A 20,781-nucleotide genomic window follows, 5' to 3' on the forward strand; every position below is an offset into this window, starting at 1 on the left:
GATGGGTCACCGCGTCGTGGTCAACCACGAGGAGCAGTACTCGATCTGGCCGGACGGCCGGGACCTCCCGGACGGCTGGCGTGAGGAGGGCGTCTCCGGCACCAAGGAGGACTGCCTCGCCCACATCGACCGCGTCTGGACCGACCTGCGCCCGCTCAGCGCGAGAAGGGCGTGAGATGCGCGGTGACTGGACCCGGATCCCGGCGAGCGACGCCGGAGACCGTACGAGAGGGGCTGGCAATGGTTAGGGAACGGCTGGCGGCGATGGTGGCCTCGGCCTCCGACGGAGCGGTCACGGCAGGGGAGGCACTGGCCGCCACGGTCCCGCTGTCCGCGCTGGGGGTCACCTCCCTGGCACAGATGCGGCTGATCGACGCGGTGGAGACCGAGTTCGGGGTGGAGATCGACCTGTCGGGCGACGGGTTCGACCTGCTGGACGACCTCGACGCGCTGGAACGGCACATCAACGAGGCGCAACGCGCGCATTCCTGAAAGCATTTCCGAACGGGGGAAGCACATGGACATCCGGTTCTCGGGGAGCCGCTCGGAGATGGCACCGCTGACCTGGGGGCAGCGGGCCATCTGGGACACGATCCAGAAGACGGCGCCGGACGACCACTACTTCAACTTCGGCCGCGTGCTCGCCGTGCCCAGACGGGCCAGGCCGCTCACCGTGGCGGGGGCCGCCGAGGTCCTGCGCGCGCTGGTGGAACGGCACGAGTCCCTGCGCACCAGGCTGGGCGAGGCGCCGCACGGGAGGACCGCCCGCGCGGGCGGTACGGAACCGTACGGGAAGGCCGTCCACCTGAGCGGCGCGGAGCCGTACGGGAGGGTCGTCCGGGCGAGCGGGAGAGCACCGGACGAAAGCGGCGCGGAGCCGTGGCAGGTGCTCGCGACCGGCGGATCCATCCCGGTCACCGTGTCGGAGGGCGACCCCGAGCGGCTGCGGGACGCGCTGGCGGAGACCGCGTTCGACTACGGGAACGAGTGGCCGCTCAGGATCGGGCTCGTCGTCGACCGCGACGAGGTCACCCACATCGTGCTCGTCTTCTGCCACCTGGCCGCCGACGGCCTCGGGGCCGAGGTGGCGGTCACGGAACTGCGGCTGCTCCTGCTGCGCGGCTCCGTACCCGGGCCGCCCCCGCCCTCGCCGCTGGAGCTGGCTCGCTGGCAGGGCTCCGAGCAGGGTCTGAAGGTCGCGGCGGTGGCCGCGGAACACTGGGAGGGCGGGTACCGGCGCGTCCCCCCGACCATGTTCGACCGGTGGGCGGGCGTCCCCGCGGACCCGCCGATCTGGCGGGCGCACCTCGTCTCCCGGGCGATGGACCTGGCCGTGCAGCGGATCGCCGCGCTGAGCGGCACGAGCACCTCGACCGTCCTGCTCGCCGCCGCGTCCGTGCTGGCCGGAAGGGTGACCGGCCACGACGTGAGCGCGATGCTGCCGATCGTGGGCAACCGCTTCCGCGGCGACACCGTCAACGCGGTCACCACGCTCTCCCAGGAGGGCCTGTTCGTGCTGGACCTGCGCGAGGGCGGTTTCGGCGAGCTGCTGCGCGCGGCCAAGCCCGCCGCGCTGCGCGCCTACCGGTCCGCCTACCACGACCCGGACGACCGGGACCGGCTCACCGAACGGATCGGCCGGGAGCGGGGCGCGCGGATCCACCCGTACTGCTGCTTCAACGACATGCGCTTCGCCGACCGGGTGGACGCCTCCCCCGACGAGACGAGCGTGCGGCGGGCCCTGGACGAGACGACGCTCACCTGGCCGCTCAGCCAGGAGCGGCTCAACTGCCGGTTCTGCCTGCACGTGACCGGCGAGCCCGGCGGGCTCGGCGTCTCGCTCACCGCCGACACCGGCTACCTTCCCCGCCCCGCGATGGAGCGCTACCTGCTCGACCTGGAGTCGCTGCTGGTCGAGGCCGCGTTCCGCGAGGTGCTGGAGCCGGTCGGTTGAGCGCCCCGCCCGAACCCTCGCCCGAACCCGTGCTCACAACCCGTCGGTCGAGCGCCCCGCCCGTGCCCGCAGCCGGTCGGTCGAGCGCCCTTCCCGCGGCCGGAGCCCGGGGACCGCACGCCGGAGGTGTCCGATGACGGTCCACGCCTACGCCGAGTCGACGTCCTGCGTCCAGGGCGGCGCGCTCCGCTTCCACCTCGCCCGCGCCTCCCGCGCCCCGCTGCGCGGCTCGGTGCTGGTCGAGGACGTCGCCACCGACCTGGCCGTGCTCGACGGGGAGTTCACCGGCCCGGTGTGGACGCTCGACGTCTCCACCGGCTGGCGCAGTTCCCTCTACCGGGCGGTCTTCACCGCCGACGAGGAGAGCAGCGAGGTCTACTTCGTCGTACGGGCCGCCCGTCCCCGTTCGCCGATCCTGCTGTCGATCCCGTTCCCGACCTGGCAGGCGTACAACAGGGCGGGCATCCCCGGCGAGTCCATCTACTGGAGCGAGCAGCCGACCCGGGCCTCGCGGGTGTCCTTCGACCGGCCTGGCGGCGGGCCGCCGCCCGAGCGCTGGGAGGAGGGCATGATCCGCTGGCTGGGGCCCGCCGGGTACGACGTCGACTACTGCTCGGCCCTGGACCTGCACGCGGGGCGCGAGCTGCTCTCCGGCTACCGGCTGCTCATGGTGAGCGGCCACGACGAGTACTGGTCGGCGGGGATGCGCGACAGCGTCGAGGAGTTCGCCCGCCGGGGCGGCAACCTGGCCGTCTTCTCCGGCAACACCTGCTGGTGGCAGTTCCGGCTGGAGGACGACGGGCGCACCATGGTCTGCTACCGCGACGCGATCGCCGACCCGATCGCCGCCGTGGACCCGGCCCTCACCACGGTCGAGTGGTCCAGCGCGCCGGTGAACCGCCCGGAGAACGGCCTGACCGGGGTCAGCTTCCGGCGCGGCGCCGGGACCTGGGGCCCGTACATGCAGCTCATGCACGAGGAGTCCTACACCGTCAGGTTCCCCGAGCACTGGGTGTTCGAGGACACCAAGCTGGGCGAGGGCGACACGTTCGGCAAGGGCGCGATCGGCTACGAGACGGACGCCTGCGACTTCGTCGAGGAGGACGGCGTGCCGGTGGCCACCGGGCGCGACGGCACCCCGCCGTCCTTCGTCATCCTGGCGACCGCCGACCTGCGGCACTGGCACCGGTACGGCCAGGGTGGCATGGCCACCATGGGCGTCTTCGGCCTCGGCGCCGGGACGGTCTTCACCGCCTCCACCGTGAACTGGGGCAACACCCTGCACGACCCGGCCGTGGACCGGATCACCCGCAACGTGCTGAACCGGCTGTCGGCGCGTACGGGCGGGTGGGAGACCATCGGCGGCGCGGACGAGGTCGGCGCGCTGACCGTGTTCGACTCCCTGCTGTACGGCGCCACCCGGGACGGCTCGCTGCTCACCCGCGAGATCTCCGATCAGAACCTGCGCTGGCGCCCCGCGGGCACCGCCCCCGCGCTGGTCGCCCTGGCCACCCCCAGGGAGGCCACCGCCGTCCACCCGATCGGCCTGTACGGCCTCACCTCCGACGACCGGCTCGTCTACCGCGATCCCGAGCACGGCTGGACCACCCTCGCCGACGGGCCTCGCGGCGGGGTCGGCCTGGGCATGGTGAACGGCGAGCTGTTCGCCGCCGCCGCGGACGGCCTGTGGCTGTTCGACCCGGAGGCCTCCACCTGGAGCCTGGTCGAGGCCGCCGCCGGAGCCGGGGCCGTGGCACTGGCCGCGATGAACGGCCGGCTGTACATGGCGGACGCGGACGGCCGGATCCGCACGCGGCTGCCGGTGGCGACCCCGGCCGGCTGGACCGACCTGTGCGACGCGGGCGGCTGCACCGTGCTGACCGGCCACGCGGGCACCCTGATCGGCACCGCCCGCGACCACCCCCTGCTCCGGCGCGCGAACTTCCTGGAGAACGCGGCCTTCGTCGAGGAAGCGGCTCTCCCGGGAAAGGCGGCGCCCGCGCCGTGACCCGTTTCCACAGTGGCCGCCACCCTGCCGGGGGTGATCGCGGTTCGCGGCGGCGCCGCCCTCCGCCCTAATGGTCCTCCTGGCTTGTGCCCGAACCGTCGCGGATGCGCAGCACCTGCCGCTTCTGCAGTTCGATCTGTTCGTCGACGAAACCGGTCAAGAGCTCCAGCTGCTGCGTCGAGTATCTCGACAGGCGCTGTTCGGAATCGGTGACGGTCTGGCTCCACATCCGTTCGGCGAACCGGGTCGCCCTGCCGGTGGCGGTGACGAGAACGCGCCTGCGGTCGGCGGGATCCCGCGTCCGTTCCACGTAACCCGCCTGTGCGAGCCGGCCGACGGCGAAGGTGAGCGCGGTGGGGGCGACACCCGCCGCCGCCGCCAGATCGCCCGCCGTCATCGGACCCCGGATGATGAGGCACGACAGGCAGCGGGCGTCGGTGCGGTTGAGGCCGAGAACGGAGCTGATGGCCTGGTCCACCTGGTCGGAGACGTTCTGCAGGTCGGTGAGGGCGAGCATGAGCCGGTCGACCATCTGCTGTCTGGTGTCGCCTGACAACGCCAACCCCCGTGTCGAAAGTGAGTCGGCGCCAGCGTAGCCAGTGTGGGCGGTACGGCTAGCCGAAGTCGGCGGCGTGCTCGCGGGCCCAGTCGGCGAACGTGTATGGCGACCGGCTGATGACCCGCCGGACGGTGTCGGTCGGCACGGACGGCCGCTCGACCGCCGCCGCGAGCTGGCCGAGGACGGCGTCGACGATCGCGGGAGGCGCGTAACGGGTCATCTGCTCGCGGGCCTCGTGGGCGGGAATCCCCTCCATGCGCAGGGGGCGTCCGATCGCCGCCCCGATCGCGGCGAGCTGGCCGGCGTGCGTGATGGCCTGAGGGCCGGTCAGGACATACCTCGCCCCGTGATGCCCGTCCTCGGTGAGAGCGCGCACCGCGACGGCGGCGATGTCCCGCTCGTGGATCGGCGCGGTGCGCGCCGACGGGTAGGGGGCGCGCACGATGTCGCCGGCCTTGATCTGCGGCGCCCAGTGCAGGCTGTTGCCGGCGAACTCGTTGGGGCGCAGGAACGTCCATCGCATCCCGGTCCGGGCCACGGCCCGCTCGAACCCGGCGTGGAGCCGCGCCACCGCGTCCGGTTGCCGCTCGGCGTCCTCGACGTCGTCGAGGACGTCGCTGGTGGACAGCAGGACGATCCGCCGTACGCCGCTGCGTTCGGCGAGTTCGGCGAACGGCACCGGCGCGTCGCCCATCGCCATCAGGTAGACGGCGCGTACCCCGTGCAGCGCCTCGCGCAGTCCTTCCGGTTCGCCGAGATCGCCCTGGACGATCTCGGCCTGCCGCGGGATGGACGCCTGTTCGGGAGCGCGGGACAGCGCGCGAACCCGGTGTCCCATGGCGAGCAGGTCGGCGAGGACGTGCCGTCCGACGCTGCCTGTCGCTCCGGTCACGAGAATCATCGGTGCTCCTTGGGGTCGGTGGTCATGCGGCCGTGTCTTCCGGCGTCCTCCGGTGGCCTCCGGTGGCCTCCATGGCGTTCCACCGGCGGCGGCCGTCAGGCGGTTGGGCGAGCGCGTCCCGGCGCGCCGCCGCCGTTGGCGGCACGCGGGCGATCACCGGGCCCCCGCACCGACGATCACCTGTGGCGGCGCCTCCGTCACGATACCCCAATTACTCCAAAAATTGGAGTAATTGGCTTCAGGGTGCCGGACGGCGACGCCCGAACGCCACCACGACAGGACAGACGGCCGTGCGGCGACACGAGGCCGCCACCCCAGGAGATACGGGACGGCCTCCCGGCCCGCCGGTCGTACCGGAGCGCGAGGTGGACGAACCCGAAAGGGGCGGCCGGTGAACCGATGGCGACCGGCACACCCTCGGCCACACCGACGGGCGACGGCACGCCGATCAGTTCGATCGTTGACAGTTAGAATTCAAACAGTTAGAGTCCTGATTATGGAAGCACCGAACCTCACCAGCACCCTCGGGCTGGTCCGCTGGGTCATGTGGGCTCAGCGGAAGGCCGCCGAGGACTGGATCCGGGACCGCGAGCTCAGCCACGAGCAGGGCTTCGCGCTCGGCTACCTGGCCCAGAACCCCGGCGCGATCCAGCGCGACATCGCGCGGATGACCCGCACGAGCGCGGCGAGCGTATCGAGCCTGATGCAGGGGCTCGAACGCCGCGGCCTCGTCGAGCGCCGCACGGAGGGCGGTAACGAGCGCAGTAAACGCGTCTACGCGACGCCGGCCGGCGTCGAGCTCATCTCCGGGTTCGACACCGCGATGGCCGCCGCCGACGAGACGATCCTCGCCCCCCTGGACCAGGCCGAGCGGACCACCCTGCACGCCCTGCTCACGAAGATCACCGCGGAGCTGCCGCAACCGACCCGGTCGTAGACGCGAGCGCGCGTCCGCGACATCCCCTCACCGCGCTCGCGTCCACCGACGCGCGCTCGACCCTGCCCGCGAGGAGCCCCTGCACACTCCCGCAAGGATCATCAGCACCGGCCCCGGCGGCCGGTGACCGCAACGGCTCCGGCCCGATCAGCCCCGGGCGGCCATCGCCGCGCCGCTCACTCGATCCCCCTCGCTCACGGGGCCGAATCACCTCCGAAGACATCGTCGGCCACGTCACCCCGCGACCCACGGCTCGACGCCTCCTTTCCAGCGGTCGGCGCCCGCATCCGCGCACGACCGCGATTCCCCGCGGCACGACGGACCGCGCCGCACGCCGCGCTGACCGGCACCCGACGCTGACCAGCACCTGACGCAGCCCACGGCCCGTTTCCAGCCCGTTTCCGCCGTACTCCTGCGGCCCCCGAACGCGGCCCGGCCGCGCGTCCAGAACATCACCCCGCCGTGTCGGCGTTCGCCGGCGCGCGCTCGAACCTGCCCGGAAAACCCGGACCTGCCCGGAAGAGGAACAGCCATGAGCACCACGAACCCCGAATCCCCCGCGAAGACCGACGTCATCGGCACCAACCGCTGGTACCTCTCGACCGCGCCGATCGTCCGCGCCCTCGTGCACCTCTGCGTGCCGATGGCCGCCGCGATGATCGTCGGCGCCGTCTACAACCTCGTCAACGCCGGTTTCGTCGGCTCGCTCCACGACACCGCGCTGCTCGCCGCGATCACGTTCGGCACGCCGGTGCTCGGCCTGGTCATGGCGGTCGGCGGCGTGTTCGGCGTCGGCGGCGGCACGCTGATCTCGCGGCTGCTCGGCGCGGCGGAGCACGAGCCCGCGAGGGCCGGTGAGATCAAGCACGTCTCGTCGTTCGCCGTCTGGGGCTCGGTGATCGCCGGAGTCCTGTTCGGCGGTGCCGGGCTGCTTCTGCTGCGCCCGCTCGTGTCGTTGCTCGGCGCGGACGCCGCCGCCGTACCCGCGACGAGCGCCTACGTCGCCGTCATGCTCGCCTTCGTCCCCGTGCTCGCCGCGGCGTTCTGTCTCGAACAGCTCGTACGGGCGGAGGGCGCCGCGCGCCAGGTGATGATCGGGATCATCGCGTCCGCGGTCGCGAACGTCGCGTTCGACGTCCTGTTCATCCTCGTGCTGCACTGGGGCGTCGCCGGCGCGGCGCTGGCGATGGGCCTCTCGAACCTCGGCATCGTCGCCTACTTCGCCGTCTGGCTGCGGCGGAACAGCGAGCACGTGAGCCTCGCGCCGCGCTGGTTCACGCTCTCGCCCGCCGTCTTGAAGCCCGTCTTCGGCGTGGGCGTCGGCGAGCTGTTCCAGTCCTCTTTCATGATCGTCACCACGCTGGTGCTCAACAACCTCGCGGTCGCCTACGGTGACGGCGCGCTCGCGGCCATGGGCGTCGCGGTCCGCATCGCGCAGGTGCCGGAGTTCCTGGTGATGGGCGTCACGATCGGCGTGCTGCCACTCCTCGCCTACTCGTACGGCAAGGGTGACCGCAGCCGTCTCACATCGGCGCTGCGCGCGTCCGCGATCACCGTGGGCGGCATCGTCCTGATCTTCTCGACGACGGTGTTCGTGTTCCGCGAGCAGGTGTTCTCCGCGTTCTCGGCCGATCGCTCGGTCCTCGCGATCGGCGTCACGGTCCTCACGGCGCAGCTCGTGGCGATGATCGTGAACGGGTTCACGGGCCTCATCACGTCGCTGTTCCAGGCGGCGGGACGGTCGGTGGCGGCGATCGTGATGTCGGTGGCACACGGCGTCCTGTTCATCCCGATCGTGCTTCTCGGCGACCTCTGGTTCGGGCTGGCCGGCATCATCTGGGCGCTGACCGTCACCGAGGGCATCGTGCTCCTCGTCGGTGTCGTGACGTGGCTCGCGTCCCGTCGCGCGATCGACCGGGGCCTCGCCGAGGGCAGCCCGGAACGCGCCGAGGAGATGTTCGAACAGGCCGAGGCCTGATCCGCTGTTCGGAGACGCCGCCCGGTCCCCGCCGGGCGGCCTCTCCGCACGCCCGTGGCGCGGTGCGGCGGTGTTCCTCTCCCGAGGACCCGCCGGCGTCGTGGCCGAGACCCATGTGATCGCCTGGCGTCGGACGACCGGGCTCCCCCCGACGGCGAGGCCGGCCTGGACCCGTGAGCGGACCGGCGAACAGGCGTCCGCACGGCTGCCCCAGGTCGGTTCACCTAACGCCGGGGGATGCTGATCCCGAGCATGCGCGCCCCGGTCTCCGTGCGCGGGCGGTGGGTGCTGCCCGGGGCGAACACCACGTAGCTGCCCGGCCCGAGCCGGTGCCCCCTGTCGACGAACTCGCCGGACACGACGTAGTAGCGCTCCTCCCCCTCGTGCACGTCGACCTCCGGCCATTCGGTGCCCGGTGCGAAGTCGTAGACCCAGCCACGGGCCAAATCGGTGGCGGGCAACCCCCGCCGGACGATGCCGGGGACGACCTCAACGGGTTCGACCTCATCGACGTTCAGGATCTGTACGCCGTCGTGTTCCTCGTTCATGAGCCCATCGTGGCCGGATACGGCCAAGCCGCCCAGTGTCCGGAATGACATCCTCCGGTACTTTTCTGCCATGGCCGTTCACCGCGTCGTCGCCCTGGTCCTCCCGCCGCAGTCCACCTTCGAGCTCGCGTGCGCCGCCGAGGTCTTCGGCGTGCGCCGTCCCGGCCTGCCCGTCCGCTACGAGTTCGAGGTCTGCGCCGAGCACCCGGGCCGGACGCCCACCTTGGCCGGTTACGACATGGCGGTGACCGCGGGCCTGACGGCGCTCGACGCGGCGGACACGGTCGTGATCCCCGGCTGGCAGCGACCGGACACGCCCGCCTCGCCCGCCGTCGTGCGCGCGCTGCGGCTGGCCCATCGGCGCGGGACCCGGATCGTCGCGATCTGCTCCGGCACCTTCCTGCTGGCCCAGGCCGGGCTGCTCGACCACCGCCGGGCCACCACGCACTGGCGGATGGCCGCCGAACTGGCGGCACGCTTCCCCTACGTCCGGGTCGATCCCGACACCCTGTACGTCGACCACGGCGACGTCGCCACCAGCGCCGGCACGGCCGCCGGGATCGACCTGTGCCTGCACCTGGTCCGTGCCGACCAGGGCGCCGCCTACGCCGCGCAGGTCGCCCGGCACATGGTCATGCCGCCGCACCGCGAGGGCGGGCAGCTCCAGTACGCCGCGCCCCCTCCCGCAGACCACCCGCCCGGCTCCCTGGCCCCCGTGCTCGACTGGGTGACCGAACGACTCCACGAACCCCTTTCGGCCGACGACCTCGCCTCCCGGGCCGGGCTCTCCGTGCGCACCCTCGCCCGCCGGTTCGCCGGACAGCTCGGTGTCAGTCCCGGTCAGTGGCTGCTCGGCAAGCGGATCGCCGCCGCCCAGGCCCTGCTGGAGGAGACCGACCTGCCCGTCGAGGCGATCGCCGCCAGGGTCGGCCTCTCCTCGGCCACCAACCTCCGCCGCCGTTTCCACCGCGCCCTGCGCACCACCCCCACCGCCTACCGCCGCGCCTTCCGCGGCGGCGAGCCCTCTCCCCCGTGATACGAACTCGCCGAAGCAGGTCGATGCCGTACTTGCCGATGTACGACGTCCCGCCGCTCACGTCCGGCGAACGGTTGGTAAATCAATGGCTTTTCCCATACGGCCGGGCTCATCCTGTCCGCCATGGAAGAACCGAAGCACGGGATCCGGGCGGTCCACAGCGCGTCCACGATCACCGTCTACCAGGCTTACGCTCCGGAGATCGGTCTCCCCGCCGCTCATCATGGCCGCTTCCCGGCCGCCTGGAAGCGAGACCGGATGACGTGGATCAAACCATCGTTCCTGTGGATGACGTACCGCTGCGGCTGGGGCACCGAGGAGGGGCAGGAGACCGTCCTGGCCATCGAGATCAGAAGTAGTCAAGAAGGGCCGCACCGCTGGCCCGCGGTGTCGTACGGGGAGATCAGAGAGCGCGAGGACCGTAGAGGGCGGCTGGGGCGCCGGTGGTCAGGGCCCAGTAGCGGTCGCCGTAGGACCAGTGCCACCATTCGGTGGGGTAGTTGACCAGTCCGGCCGCCTCCAGGGCGACGCCGAGGAGCTTGCGGTGGTGGCGGGCCTCCGGGGACAGGCCGGGGGTGTTGGTGTAGCAGGCGCCGTCGCTCTCCTCGGGGGTGGCGTTGAGCCGGGTACCCATGTCGAGCTCGGTCCCGTCGTCGGCGGCCAGGGTCAGGTCGACCGCCGCTCCCGCCGTGTGCGGGGCGATCTCGACGGGCGACACGTAGCGGCTCGCCGCGGCCCGCAGCTCCGCGGGCGACATGTCGGGATACAGCGCCCGGAGCTCCGCCGAGTATCCGTCGAAGATCTCCTTCTGCGTCGCCAGTGGCCGGTACCCCTCCACGACCAGCAGCCGGTATCCCCCGGGAAGCTGCGCCTGCGCCTCCTCCAGCCTGGTCAGCAGCCCGAGCCTGAGATGGGCGAAGGCCCCCTCGGGGTCGGCGAGCCGCTCGTCCGTCCGCAGCCGCCCCCGGACGTCGACCAGCGGCTCCCCCGACTCCTCGACGGGGATCGCGGCGACTCGGGCATCGGAGATCAGAACGATGTCAGGCATGGTGGCAATTCTTCCCCAAGCGCCACAGTGCGCAGACCTCACCGGACCGTCTCCGGGAAGACCCGATCGCGGTACGCCTGTCCGGCACCGGCCTCGCCCCGCGGGACATCAGCACGCGTCCCGGCCTCGTCGGACCACGGACCGGGCGCACCAGAACAAAGTACGGGAAAACGGGATGCACGAGGACGAGGCGCCCGAGAAGGCGCCGGTGACGGAGACGACGCCCGAACGGCCGTGCCCGAACGACCGTTCCATGGCGAGAATTCGGGCGTACCGCTTGAGGTTCCAGTGGGTGGAAGGTGCAGATTCGAGCCATGAGCGACGCGACGGATCTCTACACGATCGGGCAGCTGGCCCGGCGCACCGGGCTGCGGGCGCGCACGATCCGCTTCTGGTCCGACAGCGGCGTCGTCCCCCCGGCCGGCAGGTCGAGCGGGGGATACCGGCTCTACGACGCGGAGGCGGTCGCACGGCTGGACCTGGTCAGGACCCTTCGCGAGCTCGGGCTCGGTCTCGACGCCATCCAGCGGATCCTGGAAGAACGGGCTCCGCTGCGGGAACTGGCGGAGACACACGTCAAGGCGCTCGACGCGGAGATCCGCGCCTTGCGGATACGGCGTGCCGTCCTGCACGTCCTCGCCACACGTGACAGCACCACCGAGGAGATCATCTTGATGCACGCACTGGCCCGGCTGTCGGCGCGGGAACGCCGGCAGATCATCGACGAGTTCGTCGGCGGCGTGTTCGCCGACGTCGTCGACGAGGACGCCACCCTCGTCGCGGAATGGATGCGCGACATCCCCTCCGAGCTTCCCGAGGAACCGACGTCCGAACAGGTGGACGCCTGGGTGGAGCTGGCCGAGCTGGTCGCCGACGAGAGCTTCAAGCGGACGGTACGGCAGATGGTCCTGAGCGGGGAGCAGGACAGTCGCCTTGAGTTCGGGCTCGACCTCCGGCCCCTGGTCCTTGAGCACGCGGCCGGCGCCCTCGGGAAGGGAATCCCACCGGAGTCGCCCGGCGCGAGAGTGGTTCTGGACCGGATCGTCCCCGTGGAGCTTCCCCCCGAGGAGATCTCCTCACTGACGGACTGGCTGGAGCTGGTCGCCGAGCCCCGGGTGGAACGGTACTGGCAGCTGCTGAACCTCCTCCGGGGCCTGCCACCGGCCCCGGAGGCGGTGCCGGCCTTCCAGTGGCTGCTCGCCGCGCTGCGCGCCCACCGCTGACCCCAACTTCCTCCACCGCGCACCCGCTCCCACGGGCGACCGGCGTCCCCGGCCGCCGGACGCGATCTCGGAGGACAGAGGACAGAGGACGGAGGACGAGGTCAGATCGTGTCCGAGAACACCTGCTCCCTGGCCTGCTGCAGTGCCGACACCAGGGCGCCGCGCAGTACGGGGTTGCCCTTGACCCGGGAGACCACGACCCTGGGCTGGCTGGGGCAGAACCGGGCCACCGCGTCCTGCACCCTGGCGGCGAGCGCGTCTCCCCCGGCCCTGCCGACGTCGCCGCTGAGCACGATCAGTCCGGGGTCCAGGACCACCGCGACGGCGGCGACGCCGACGGCCAGCCGCCCGGCCAGCTCGTCCAGGAACGCCTCGGCGCCCTCCGCGACGGCCGTACGGACGTAGCTCCCCACATCCCCCACGGCATCGGCGTCGGAGTCGCCTCCGGAGGCCCCCGAGGCCCCGGGGACGGGGCCGATGCCGATGCCGTGGGCGTTCGCGAGCCCGGTCACGGCGTCGCCGCCGACCAGGCGCTGGAACGAGCCCGACTGGGGCTCGCTCACGTCGGTGGGGAGCGGCTCGCCGGGCACGGGGAGCCAGCCGATCTCGCCCGCGCCGCCGGTGAAGCCGCGGTGCAGCCGCCCGCCCAGCATGACGCCGAGCCCCTGCCCGACCCCCGCCCAGACGAGCACGAAGTCGTCGACGCCCACCGCGGCCCCGTACGCGCGCTCGGCCAGCGCGGCCAGGTTCACGTCGTTCTCTATCGTCACCGGGACGCCGAGGTCGCGGCGGAGCTCGGCGAGCACGCCGTTGTGCCAGGAGGGCAGGTCGAAGGAGAAGCGCACGTCACCGGTGCAGGGGTCGACGACGCCCCGGGTGCCGATCACGAAGGCGCGCAGCCGGTCGACGCCGATGCCCGCCGACTCGCACGCCTGGCTGACCGCACTCCGCACCAGCCGTACCGGGTCGTCGTGCCCGCTGGGATCCGCGGAGACCTCGGCGACGAGGGTGCCGGTGATGTCGGCGACTCCCGCGCTGATCCTGTCAGGCAGCACGTCAAGTCCGACCACGTACGCACAGGAGGGCACCACCCCGTAGAGCGCGGCGTTGGGTCCGCGCCCGCCCGCCTGCTCCCCGACCACCGTGACGAGGTCGCGCTCCTCCAGCCTGGAGAGCAGCTGACCGGCGGTCACCTTGGAGAGCCCGGTATATTCTCCCAGCTCAGCCCGGGTGAGAGGGCCGCTGGACAGCAGGAGTTCCAGCGCCGCGCGGTCGTTGAGCTGGCGCAGCAGCCGGGGGGTCCCCGGGCGTGTGGGCAAGGTCGTCCTCCCCGTCACGATCCGCTAACGATCGTTTCTTTTAAGAAAGTTTCTTGTTAGTTTAACCCTAGTCAGCCCGCAGGCAAGCGATCGGAACCGCGGGTTGCGGTAGTTCCGACCGCTCCCAGTGAGTGCAGAGGGTCGCGGGGGACCCCGGCAATAACAGAGCGCAAACCCTGGCGAAAGCCTGAAAGGGAGAACTCCAGTGAAGTTCGCGAGAATCGCCACCACGACGGCAACCACCGCCGCCCTCGCCCTGGGGCTCGCCGCGTGTGGAAGCAGCGAGCCGGCACCGGCCGCCAACGACCAGGCGTCGGCTCCCGCCGCGTCCGGTCCCAAGTTCGCAGGTCAGACGCTGACCGTCTGGCGCCTCGGCGCTCCGGACGAGAAGCAGGACAAGCTGATGGCCGACCTGAACGCCAAGTTCAAGGAGACCACCGGCGCCGACGTCAAGCTCCAGTGGGTGCCCTGGCCCGACGCGCAGGCCAAGTGGACCGCGGCGCTCGCCGGCGGCGAGGGCCCCGACGTCACCGAGTTCGGCAACGACCAGGTGGCCGCCTGGGTCGCGCAGGAGGCGCTGACCGACATCACCGACGTCGTCAAGGCCACGCCCGACTTCCAGCAGATCCCGCAGAACCTGTGGGGCTACGAGACGGTCGACGGCAAGATCTACGCCGCCCCGTGGGGTGGCGGCACCCGCGCCGTCCTCTACCGCAAGGACTGGTTCGAGGACCTGAAGATCGAGGTGCCCAAGACCTGGGAGGACCTCGTCGCGGCGGGCAAGAAGATCGTCGCCGAGAAGGGCAAGGACGTCGACGGCTTCGCCTTCAACGGCGGCTCCGACGCCAACATGTCGCTCTCGCCGTTCGTCTGGTCGGCCGGTGGCGACTTCGCCGCCTTCGAGGGCGGCAAGTGGACCGGCAAGCTGACGGAGCCCGGCTTCAAGGAGGGCTTCCAGTACTACACCGACCTGGTGACCAAGCACGGCGTCTCGCGCAAGTCCGCCCTCACCCAGAACTCGGTGGACATCGCGACCCGCTTCGCCAACGGCAAGGTCGGCATGTACGTGACCGGCGGCTGGGACATCACCACCATCAAGGAGCAGAGCGGCGGCAAGGTCGACGACGCGAAGATGGCCTTCTTCTCGCTCCCGGCCAAGGACGGCAGCGGCCCGGCCCCGGCCTTCCAGGGCGGCAACGACATCGCCATCTGGAAGGACACCAAGAACGTCGAGCTGTCCGCCGAGTACGTCAAGCTCGCCGCCGGCAAGGAGTTCGGCACCCGCTACGCCAAGGAGGGCGGCCTGCTCCCGCTCTACCCGGAGGCTCTGACCGAGTACGCCTCCGACCCGGTGCAGGCGCCGTTCGCCGAGACCTTCAAGGTCGCCAAGGGCTTCCCGAACGACACCAACTGGGCCGAGGCGAACGACACCAAGGCGGTCCTGCAGAGCGCGGCCCGCTCGGTCATCGAGGGTAAGAAGGACGTCGACACCGCGCTGGCCGACGCCAACAAGGAACTCGAAGAGATCCTGAACCAGTAACCATGGCGAACACCTCAACCATCGCCCGGGACGGGGGCACCCCCTCCGTCCCGGCGCGGGGGCACCGAGGCGCCACGCCCCCGCGCAGGTCCAGCGGGCTGCCCGCCTGGGTTGTCCCCTACGCGCTGCTCGTCCCAGGCCTGCTCGTCATCGCCGGCCTGCTGCTCTACCCGCTGTACCAGATGGTCGTCATGTCCTTCCAGAACGTGGGACTGCGGCAGATCCGGGGAGTGCCGGCCGAGTCCGTCGGCCTGGAGAACTACCGGAAGCTCGTCGAGTCCGAGCTGTTCTGGACGTCGCTCCGCAACACCGTCGTCTTCGCCGTCGTCACGGTGGCCTGCACCCTGGTCCTCGGCACGCTGGTCGGCCTGCTCCTGCACAAGCTGGGCAAGAAGATGTCGACCTTCCTGATCGTCGGCATCATGGCCGCCTGGGCCACCCCGCAGATCGCCACCGCCATCATCTGGCGCTGGCTGTTCGACGCGGAGTCCGGCGTCATCAACTGGGCGCTGAACGCGCTGCCCGACTGGTTCTCCTCCCTGCTGTTCGGCCGCTCCGACTGGACCGGCGAGCCGTGGCTCAACGACGCGTTCACCATCTACATCGTGCTGATCATCGCGGTGGTCTGGGCATCGTTCCCGTTCATCGCGGTCTCGGTGCTCGCCGGGCTGAAGAGCATCTCCCAGGAGCTGTACGAGGCGGCCAGGGTGGACGGCGCCTCCGCGTGGCGGATCTTCTGGCGGATCACCTTCCCGCTGCTGAAGCCGGTCTTCGCGGTGCTGACGGTGCTCTCGGTGATCTGGGACTTCAAGGTCTTCACCCAGCTGTTCGTGCTGGCGGGCGGCACGTCCAACCGGGAGGCGTTCAACCTGTCGCTGTTCGCCTTCACCCAGGCCTTCAGCGCGCCGCCCAAGATGGGCATGGGCGCGGCCATCGCGGTGGTGCTGACGCTGATCCTGCTCGTCATCACCTTCTTCTACGTCCGCCAGATCGTGAAGACGGAGGACGTGCGATGACCACCTACGACACGCGGGCACCCCGGCGTGAGCGGCCCGCGTACGGGACGCAGGGCAAACTCAAGAGGCGCAAGCGGCTCGGCAGGATCGGCCTGAACACCGCGGCCGTCGTGGTGTTCCTGTTCGCGGTGTTCCCCGTCTACTGGATGGTGACCACGGCCTTCAAGAGCAGCGAGCAGATCTTCACGACGGACTTCATCCCGTTCCCCACCGATTTCACGCTCGAACACGTGAAGCGGGTCTTCACCGAGGGCGTCGCCGGCCACTCCATCTGGCGCTACCTGCTCAACAGCGCCATCGTGGCCGTCGGCACCGTGCTCATCGGCGCGGTGTTCTCCCTGCTGGCGGCGACCGCGGTGGCCCGCTTCCGGTTCCGCGGGCGCACCTCGTTCCTGATCCTGCTGCTCATCGTGCAGATGGTCCCCGGCGAGGCGCTGCTCATCCCGCTGTTCCTGATGGTGAGGCGGGCCGGGCTGTACGACCAGCTGCTCGGCCTCATCGTGGTGAACGTCGCGATGACGCTGCCGTTCGCCATCTGGATGCTGCGCACCTTCGTCGCGGCGGTGCCCAAGGAGCTGGAGGAGGCCGCCTGGATCGACGGCGCCAGCCGGTTCGCCACCTTCTGGAAGGTGCTGTTCCCGCTGGTGGCCCCCGGGCTGGTGGCGACGAGCATCTTCTCGTTCATCACCGCGTGGAACGAGTTCGTGTTCGCGCTGACGCTCATCGGCGACCAGGGCAGCTACACCATGCCCGTGGCGTTGCGCTACTTCGTCAGCCAGCGGTCGGTCGACTGGGGCGGAATCATGGCCGCCTCCACCTTGATGACCATCCCGGTCATCATCTTCTTCCTTCTGGTGCAGCGGCGGATGGTCTCCGGCCTCGTCGCGGGTGCCGTCAAGGGCTGATCCCATTGGTGCTGGTACGGCACGCACCCACAAGGCGCGGGCCGTACCAGCCCTGTTCTGTTTTCCCGGTTTACTTCCATGTCCGACACCCCCCTACATCTCAGGTAAGGAATACCTACCGCCATGTCTGAGTTCATCGCGGATCGCGGCGATCAGGGGCTGCGTCGTCTCGCGGCCGGCACGCTGCTCGCCGCGTTCCAGGGCACCGAGGCACCCGAGTGGGTCCTGCGGGAGCTGGAGAACGGTCTCGGCGGCGTCACGCTCTTCGGTTTCAACGTCGCCGACGCCGCGCAGCTGTCCGCTCTCACCTCCCGCCTGCGCGAGGCCGCCGATCCGGTCATATCGCTGGACGAGGAGGGAGGTGACGTCACCCGGCTCGCCTACCACGTCGGCAGCCCGTACCCCGGCAACGCCGCCCTCGGCGCCGTGGACGACGCCGAGCTCACCCGGCGGGTCTACCGGTCCATCGGCGACGACCTGGCCCGCTGCGGCGTCAACCTCGACATGGCCCCGTCGGCCGACGTCAACACCGCCGCCGACAACCCGGTGATCGGCACCCGCTCGTTCGGGGCGGAGAGCGCGCTCGTCGCCCGGCACACCGTCGCCGCGGTGCACGGCCTGCAGTCGGCGGGAGTGGCCGCCTGCGTCAAGCACTTCCCCGGCCACGGCGCGACCCGGCAGGACTCCCACCTGGAGGTCCCGCTCGTCGACGCCTCCGTGGAGCTGCTGCGCGAGCGCGAGCTGGTGCCCTTCCGCGCCGCGATCGAGGCCGGGACCAAGTCCATCATGACCGCGCACGTCCGCGTGCCCGCCGTCACCGGCGCGCTCCCCGCGACGCTCTCCCCCGCCGCCCTGACCGGCCTGCTCCGCGGCGAGATGGGGTACGAGGGTGTGGTCATCACCGACGCCCTCGACATGAAGGCCGTCACCGCCGCCCACGGCCTCGCCGGAGGCTCGGTGCTCTCCCTCGCCGCCGGGGCCGACCTGCTCTGCCTCGGCCCGATCCCCACCGAGGACGACGTCCGCCGCATCGTGGACGAGATCGTCGCGGCCGTCCACGACGGACGGCTCCCCGCGGCCCGCCTGGAGGCGGCGGCCGAGCGGGCCGCCGCGCTGCGCGCCTGGTTCGGCACGCCCCGCACCGGCGAGGCCGAGCGGGACGTGATCGGCCTCACCGCCGCCCGCCGCGCGGTCAGCCTCACCGGCTCGGCGTCCCCCCTGGTCGACCCGCTGGTGGTCGAGGTGGACACCCCGCCGACCATCGCGGTCGGCGACGTGCCGTGGGGCTTCACGCCGCTGCTGCTGCCGCAGGCGGAGGTGCTGCGGGTCAAGCCGGAGGCGGCCGACGTGGCGGACATCCTGGAGCGCGCCTCGGGCCGGTCCCTGATCGTCGTCGTCAAGGACGCGCACCGCTACGAGGCCAGCCAGTCGGTGGTCTCCGCGCTGCTGGCCGCCCGTCCCGACGCCACGGTGGTCGAGATGGGCCTGCCGATCTGGCGCCCGGAGGGCGTCACCTACCTGGCCACCTACGGCGCCGCCCGCGCCAACGCCCAGGCCGCCGCCGAGCTCCTCGGCGTCTGACGGAACCGGCCCCCCCGCCGGTACGTCCCGTCACCCGGCCGCTCCTGCCGCGGCCGGGTGACGGGACGGAAGGCCCGGCGACGACACGGCCCGCCCCCGCGGTTCTCGCGGGGGCGGGCCGTGTCCGTCTTCCCTCTCGGTGGAAAGGGTCAGGACGCCGTCAGGAACGGGGCGCAGGACGTGGTCGCGGGCACCAGGCCGTAGCGGTCGGCGACGGCCTGGATCTCCGCCCTGAGCGCGGCCGGCGGGCGGTCGCCGAAACGTTCCAGATACGCCGCGACCTGCGCGGGGTCGTCACGCAGGAACGGGAAGTCGGTGGCGACCATGTGGCGGATCGCCAGCAGCGGGACCGGGCTGCCCAGCGGCAGGAAGGAGGGGTTCCACAACCCCGCCTTGGGCGGCGGGCCCGGGTAGAACTCCCCGATCATCAGCCCCTCCGAGACGTAGCGCGACTTGAGCGCCTCCTGGGCGTGGTCGATCACCGCGGCGGCCTCGGCCTCCGGCAGGTCGGGGAAGAGCACCAGGATCGTCCGGTACTGCGCGGACACTCCCAGCGTGGCGGGCAGCCTCGGGAACCAGTCGCGGTAGCCGGCGAGGATCTCGGCGGCCTCGGGCCCGCCGGGCCGCCCGGGGCTGACCGCCAGGTAGAAGGTGCCGCGGTCCAGCGCGGTCTGGGCGTACGGGCAGACGGGCCCCTTCCTGCCCAGTTCCTCGTGGGGGCGGCAGAGATACTCTCGTGCCCAGGTGACGATCTCCCTGAGCGGGGTGCGGTAGCGCAGGACCAGATCGTGGTCACCGGCCAGATCGGCGGTCTCCAGGAGGATGCGAGAGGGGTCCGCGGGATCGGTCAGCATGGTGGTTCGCCCTTCCGGGTGTTTCGCTGTGCGAGGCGTGCGAAGCGCGTGAGGCGTACGAGACGTGCGAGACGTGCGACGGACGGAGCGGCGGCGAGCAGCCCGGCGACGGCCACGGCCGCCCCCGCCCCGCGCAGGAGCGTGTCCTGCCGCCGGGCGCGGGCGAGCGCGTCCGCGTAGGGGACGGTGGTGTGGGAGATCATCGTGTAGAGCGGGACCCACCGGCCGGGAAGTGTCCGGGCGAGCAGCAGGTCCGCCTTCTTGCGCAGCAGGTGCAGCGGGGAGCGGAGCCGGTCGCGCAGTTCCACGAAGTTCTGCTTGGACAGCTCGTCGAGCACGTCGGTGTGCGGTTTGCGCAGCCGCTGGTACTCGGCGAAGGCGGCCCCGAGGTCTCCGGGGTGGTCGCCCACGCAGCGGTCGAGGACCGCGCAGTCCTCAAGGGCCGAGTTCATGCCCTGGCCGTAGAAGGGGTAGACGGCGTGGCAGGCGTCGCCGATGAGCGCCACCCGGTCCCGGTGGTGCCAGGGCGAGGTGCGGACCGACACCAGGTGCCCAACCGGGTGCTCGGCGTACTCCTTCGCCAGGTGGGGCATGAGGCCGAGCGTGTCCGGGAAGCGTTCGCCGAGGAACTCCTCGGGGTCGGTGATCTCGCCGAACCGTTCGACGGGCAGGAAGAGCGTGCCGGTGAGCGAGTTGTCGCGGTTGGGGTGGGCGACGATGAGGGCGTCCTCGCCGGGCCAGACGTGCAGGGCCTCCAGCCTGGTCCTGGCCGATCCGTCGTCGGCGGCGGGGATGGTGAGTTCCTTGTAGCCCCACTCCAGGATCTCCTGGTGGTGCTCGGCCCGCAGCCCGTGGTGCATGTGCGCCCGTACCTGCGAGAACGCGCCGTCCGCGCCGATCACCGCGTCGCCCTCGACGGTGCTCGCCGCCCCGGTCTCCTCGTGGACGAGGCGCGCGGCGGCCGTCTCGCGGTCCAGGCCGACCAGCCGGTGCCGGAAGTGGAAGGTCACCCCCGGCTGGGTCTCGGCGTGGTCGACGAGCGTGGTGATCAGGTCGCGGCGCAGGACCGAGTGGAGGATCTCCCCCTCGTGGGCGCCGTAGGGCTGGAACGGCACCGCGCCGCCGGGCAGGTGGATGGCCCGGCCGCGCATCGGGACGGTGAGCGGCCACAGGGTGTCCATCAGGCCGATGTCGGTGAGCGCCGCGATGCCCCTGGCGGACAGGCCGAGGTTGATCGACCTGCTCTCGTCCTCGTCGAGCAGCCGGGGATCGGCCCGCCGCTCGTAGACCTCCACCCGGAAGCCGCGCCCGGCCAGGTAGCAGGCGAGGAGGGTGCCCGCGGGACCCGCTCCGATGACAGTGATCTTCATGGGA

General features: G+C 71.5%; 20 protein-coding genes. 13 read left to right on the forward strand and 7 right to left on the reverse strand.

Going from position 1 to position 20,781, the window contains the following annotated elements; all coding sequences use genetic code 11:
- The first annotated feature begins 1 nt into the window (after position 1).
- The 4 genes from ACSC1Q_RS22740 to ACSC1Q_RS22755 all read left to right on the forward strand — a co-directional run bounded on the left by ACSC1Q_RS22740 (position 2) and on the right by ACSC1Q_RS22755 (position 3,962).
- Positions 2-175: an MbtH family protein gene (locus tag ACSC1Q_RS22740; protein ID WP_436760718.1), complete on the forward strand. Its 174-nt coding sequence runs from the start codon at positions 2-4 to the stop codon at positions 173-175.
- A 65-nt stretch (positions 176-240) separates the two neighbouring features.
- Positions 241-492, forward strand: coding sequence for an acyl carrier protein (locus ACSC1Q_RS22745; protein WP_350972662.1), 252 nt, complete (start codon positions 241-243; stop codon positions 490-492).
- A 25-nt stretch (positions 493-517) separates the two neighbouring features.
- Positions 518-1,954, forward strand: a complete 1,437-nt coding sequence (locus ACSC1Q_RS22750; RefSeq protein WP_436760719.1) for a condensation domain-containing protein — start codon at positions 518-520, stop codon at positions 1,952-1,954.
- A 133-nt stretch (positions 1,955-2,087) separates the two neighbouring features.
- Positions 2,088-3,962, forward strand: a complete 1,875-nt coding sequence (locus ACSC1Q_RS22755) for a N,N-dimethylformamidase beta subunit family domain-containing protein (protein WP_436760720.1) — start codon at positions 2,088-2,090, stop codon at positions 3,960-3,962.
- A 67-nt stretch (positions 3,963-4,029) separates the two neighbouring features.
- Here ACSC1Q_RS22755 and ACSC1Q_RS22760 read toward each other — a convergent pair whose 3' ends face one another.
- Positions 4,030-4,518, reverse strand: a complete 489-nt coding sequence (locus ACSC1Q_RS22760) for a MarR family winged helix-turn-helix transcriptional regulator (RefSeq protein ID WP_436760721.1) — start codon at positions 4,516-4,518, stop codon at positions 4,030-4,032.
- A gap of 58 nt (positions 4,519-4,576) precedes the next feature.
- Positions 4,577-5,422 (reverse strand): SDR family oxidoreductase, encoded by an 846-nt coding sequence (locus ACSC1Q_RS22765; protein ID WP_436760722.1) that lies wholly within the window; start codon positions 5,420-5,422, stop codon positions 4,577-4,579.
- A gap of 496 nt (positions 5,423-5,918) precedes the next feature.
- On the opposite strand from ACSC1Q_RS22765, the gene ACSC1Q_RS22770 reads away from it, so the two are divergent.
- Both ACSC1Q_RS22770 and ACSC1Q_RS22775 read left to right on the forward strand, forming a co-directional pair.
- Entirely contained in the window at positions 5,919-6,359 is a 441-nt protein-coding gene (locus ACSC1Q_RS22770) for a MarR family winged helix-turn-helix transcriptional regulator (RefSeq protein WP_436760723.1), read from the forward strand.
- Positions 6,360-6,891: 532 nt separating this feature from the next.
- Complete coding sequence (locus tag ACSC1Q_RS22775) at positions 6,892-8,337, forward strand: MATE family efflux transporter (RefSeq protein ID WP_436760724.1); 1,446 nt, start codon at positions 6,892-6,894, stop codon at positions 8,335-8,337.
- A gap of 224 nt (positions 8,338-8,561) precedes the next feature.
- Here ACSC1Q_RS22775 and ACSC1Q_RS22780 read toward each other — a convergent pair whose 3' ends face one another.
- Positions 8,562-8,885, reverse strand: coding sequence for a cupin domain-containing protein (locus ACSC1Q_RS22780; RefSeq protein WP_436760725.1), 324 nt, complete (start codon positions 8,883-8,885; stop codon positions 8,562-8,564).
- Positions 8,886-8,955: 70 nt separating this feature from the next.
- On the opposite strand from ACSC1Q_RS22780, the gene ACSC1Q_RS22785 reads away from it, so the two are divergent.
- Together ACSC1Q_RS22785 and ACSC1Q_RS22790 are read left to right on the forward strand one after the other, a co-directional pair.
- Entirely contained in the window at positions 8,956-9,921 is a 966-nt protein-coding gene (locus ACSC1Q_RS22785; protein ID WP_436760726.1) for a helix-turn-helix domain-containing protein, read from the forward strand.
- A 123-nt stretch (positions 9,922-10,044) separates the two neighbouring features.
- The gene (locus ACSC1Q_RS22790; RefSeq protein WP_436760727.1) at positions 10,045-10,425 is read left to right on the forward strand and encodes a DUF4291 family protein; all 381 of its coding nucleotides are present in this window, start codon (positions 10,045-10,047) and stop codon (positions 10,423-10,425) included.
- Here ACSC1Q_RS22790 and ACSC1Q_RS22795 read toward each other — a convergent pair.
- Positions 10,325-10,969, reverse strand: a complete 645-nt coding sequence (locus ACSC1Q_RS22795) for a M15 family metallopeptidase (RefSeq protein WP_436760728.1) — start codon at positions 10,967-10,969, stop codon at positions 10,325-10,327. The genes ACSC1Q_RS22790 and ACSC1Q_RS22795 overlap by 101 nt on opposite strands.
- Before the next feature lie 314 nt (positions 10,970-11,283).
- On the opposite strand from ACSC1Q_RS22795, the gene ACSC1Q_RS22800 reads away from it, so the two are divergent.
- Positions 11,284-12,192, forward strand: a complete 909-nt coding sequence (locus ACSC1Q_RS22800) for a helix-turn-helix domain-containing protein (RefSeq protein WP_436760729.1) — start codon at positions 11,284-11,286, stop codon at positions 12,190-12,192.
- Between the two features lie 101 nt (positions 12,193-12,293).
- Here ACSC1Q_RS22800 and ACSC1Q_RS22805 read toward each other — a convergent pair whose 3' ends face one another.
- Positions 12,294-13,511 (reverse strand): ROK family transcriptional regulator, encoded by a 1,218-nt coding sequence (locus tag ACSC1Q_RS22805; protein WP_436760730.1) that lies wholly within the window; start codon positions 13,509-13,511, stop codon positions 12,294-12,296.
- Between the two features lie 205 nt (positions 13,512-13,716).
- Here ACSC1Q_RS22805 and ACSC1Q_RS22810 point away from each other — a divergent pair, with 205 nt between their 5' ends.
- From ACSC1Q_RS22810 to ACSC1Q_RS22825, 4 genes are all read left to right on the forward strand, one after another.
- Complete coding sequence (locus tag ACSC1Q_RS22810; RefSeq protein ID WP_436760731.1) at positions 13,717-15,051, forward strand: extracellular solute-binding protein; 1,335 nt, start codon at positions 13,717-13,719, stop codon at positions 15,049-15,051.
- Between the two features lie 2 nt (positions 15,052-15,053).
- Entirely contained in the window at positions 15,054-16,067 is a 1,014-nt protein-coding gene (locus ACSC1Q_RS22815) for a carbohydrate ABC transporter permease (protein WP_436760732.1), read from the forward strand.
- On the forward strand, positions 16,064-16,972 hold the full coding sequence (locus tag ACSC1Q_RS22820) for a carbohydrate ABC transporter permease (RefSeq protein ID WP_436760733.1): 909 nt from the start codon (positions 16,064-16,066) through the stop codon (positions 16,970-16,972). Before ACSC1Q_RS22815 ends, ACSC1Q_RS22820 begins: the two co-directional genes overlap by 4 nt.
- 123 nt (positions 16,973-17,095) lie before the next feature.
- A complete protein-coding gene (locus ACSC1Q_RS22825; protein WP_436760734.1) occupies positions 17,096-18,553 on the forward strand; it encodes a glycoside hydrolase family 3 protein in 1,458 nt (485 codons plus the stop codon).
- Between the two features lie 149 nt (positions 18,554-18,702).
- Here the strand turns inward: ACSC1Q_RS22825 and ACSC1Q_RS22830 are convergent, their stop codons facing one another.
- Together ACSC1Q_RS22830 and ACSC1Q_RS22835 are read right to left on the reverse strand one after the other, a co-directional pair.
- On the reverse strand, positions 18,703-19,407 hold the full coding sequence (locus ACSC1Q_RS22830) for a DUF6875 domain-containing protein (protein ID WP_436760735.1): 705 nt from the start codon (positions 19,405-19,407) through the stop codon (positions 18,703-18,705).
- A complete protein-coding gene (locus tag ACSC1Q_RS22835) occupies positions 19,401-20,777 on the reverse strand; it encodes an FAD-dependent oxidoreductase (RefSeq protein ID WP_436760736.1) in 1,377 nt (458 codons plus the stop codon). Before ACSC1Q_RS22835 ends, ACSC1Q_RS22830 begins: the two co-directional genes overlap by 7 nt.
- Positions 20,778-20,781 lie beyond the last annotated feature (4 nt).

Source organism: Streptosporangium heterodermiicola (genome assembly GCF_051390675.1).
Lineage (GTDB): Bacteria > Actinomycetota > Actinomycetes > Streptosporangiales > Streptosporangiaceae > Streptosporangium.

Bases quoted from the DNA above. Each gene is read 5' to 3' on its own strand.
- ACSC1Q_RS22800 (WP_436760729.1), top strand. From the start codon at position 11,284: ATGAGCGACGCGACGGATCTCTACACGATCGGGCAGCTGGCCCGGCGC.
- ACSC1Q_RS22830 (WP_436760735.1), bottom strand. From the start codon at position 19,407: ATGCTGACCGATCCCGCGGACCCCTCTCGCATCCTCCTGGAGACCGCC.
- ACSC1Q_RS22820 (WP_436760733.1), top strand. From the start codon at position 16,064: ATGACCACCTACGACACGCGGGCACCCCGGCGTGAGCGGCCCGCGTAC.
- ACSC1Q_RS22825 (WP_436760734.1), top strand. From the start codon at position 17,096: ATGTCTGAGTTCATCGCGGATCGCGGCGATCAGGGGCTGCGTCGTCTC.
- ACSC1Q_RS22780 (WP_436760725.1), bottom strand. From the start codon at position 8,885: ATGAACGAGGAACACGACGGCGTACAGATCCTGAACGTCGATGAGGTC.
- ACSC1Q_RS22740 (WP_436760718.1), top strand. From the start codon at position 2: ATGGGTCACCGCGTCGTGGTCAACCACGAGGAGCAGTACTCGATCTGG.
- ACSC1Q_RS22755 (WP_436760720.1), top strand. From the start codon at position 2,088: ATGACGGTCCACGCCTACGCCGAGTCGACGTCCTGCGTCCAGGGCGGC.
- ACSC1Q_RS22745 (WP_350972662.1), top strand. From the start codon at position 241: ATGGTTAGGGAACGGCTGGCGGCGATGGTGGCCTCGGCCTCCGACGGA.
- ACSC1Q_RS22775 (WP_436760724.1), top strand. From the start codon at position 6,892: ATGAGCACCACGAACCCCGAATCCCCCGCGAAGACCGACGTCATCGGC.
- ACSC1Q_RS22785 (WP_436760726.1), top strand. From the start codon at position 8,956: ATGGCCGTTCACCGCGTCGTCGCCCTGGTCCTCCCGCCGCAGTCCACC.
- ACSC1Q_RS22770 (WP_436760723.1), top strand. From the start codon at position 5,919: ATGGAAGCACCGAACCTCACCAGCACCCTCGGGCTGGTCCGCTGGGTC.
- ACSC1Q_RS22815 (WP_436760732.1), top strand. From the start codon at position 15,054: ATGGCGAACACCTCAACCATCGCCCGGGACGGGGGCACCCCCTCCGTC.
- ACSC1Q_RS22795 (WP_436760728.1), bottom strand. From the start codon at position 10,969: ATGCCTGACATCGTTCTGATCTCCGATGCCCGAGTCGCCGCGATCCCC.
- ACSC1Q_RS22835 (WP_436760736.1), bottom strand. From the start codon at position 20,777: ATGAAGATCACTGTCATCGGAGCGGGTCCCGCGGGCACCCTCCTCGCC.
- ACSC1Q_RS22790 (WP_436760727.1), top strand. From the start codon at position 10,045: ATGGAAGAACCGAAGCACGGGATCCGGGCGGTCCACAGCGCGTCCACG.
- ACSC1Q_RS22765 (WP_436760722.1), bottom strand. From the start codon at position 5,422: ATGATTCTCGTGACCGGAGCGACAGGCAGCGTCGGACGGCACGTCCTC.
- ACSC1Q_RS22750 (WP_436760719.1), top strand. From the start codon at position 518: ATGGACATCCGGTTCTCGGGGAGCCGCTCGGAGATGGCACCGCTGACC.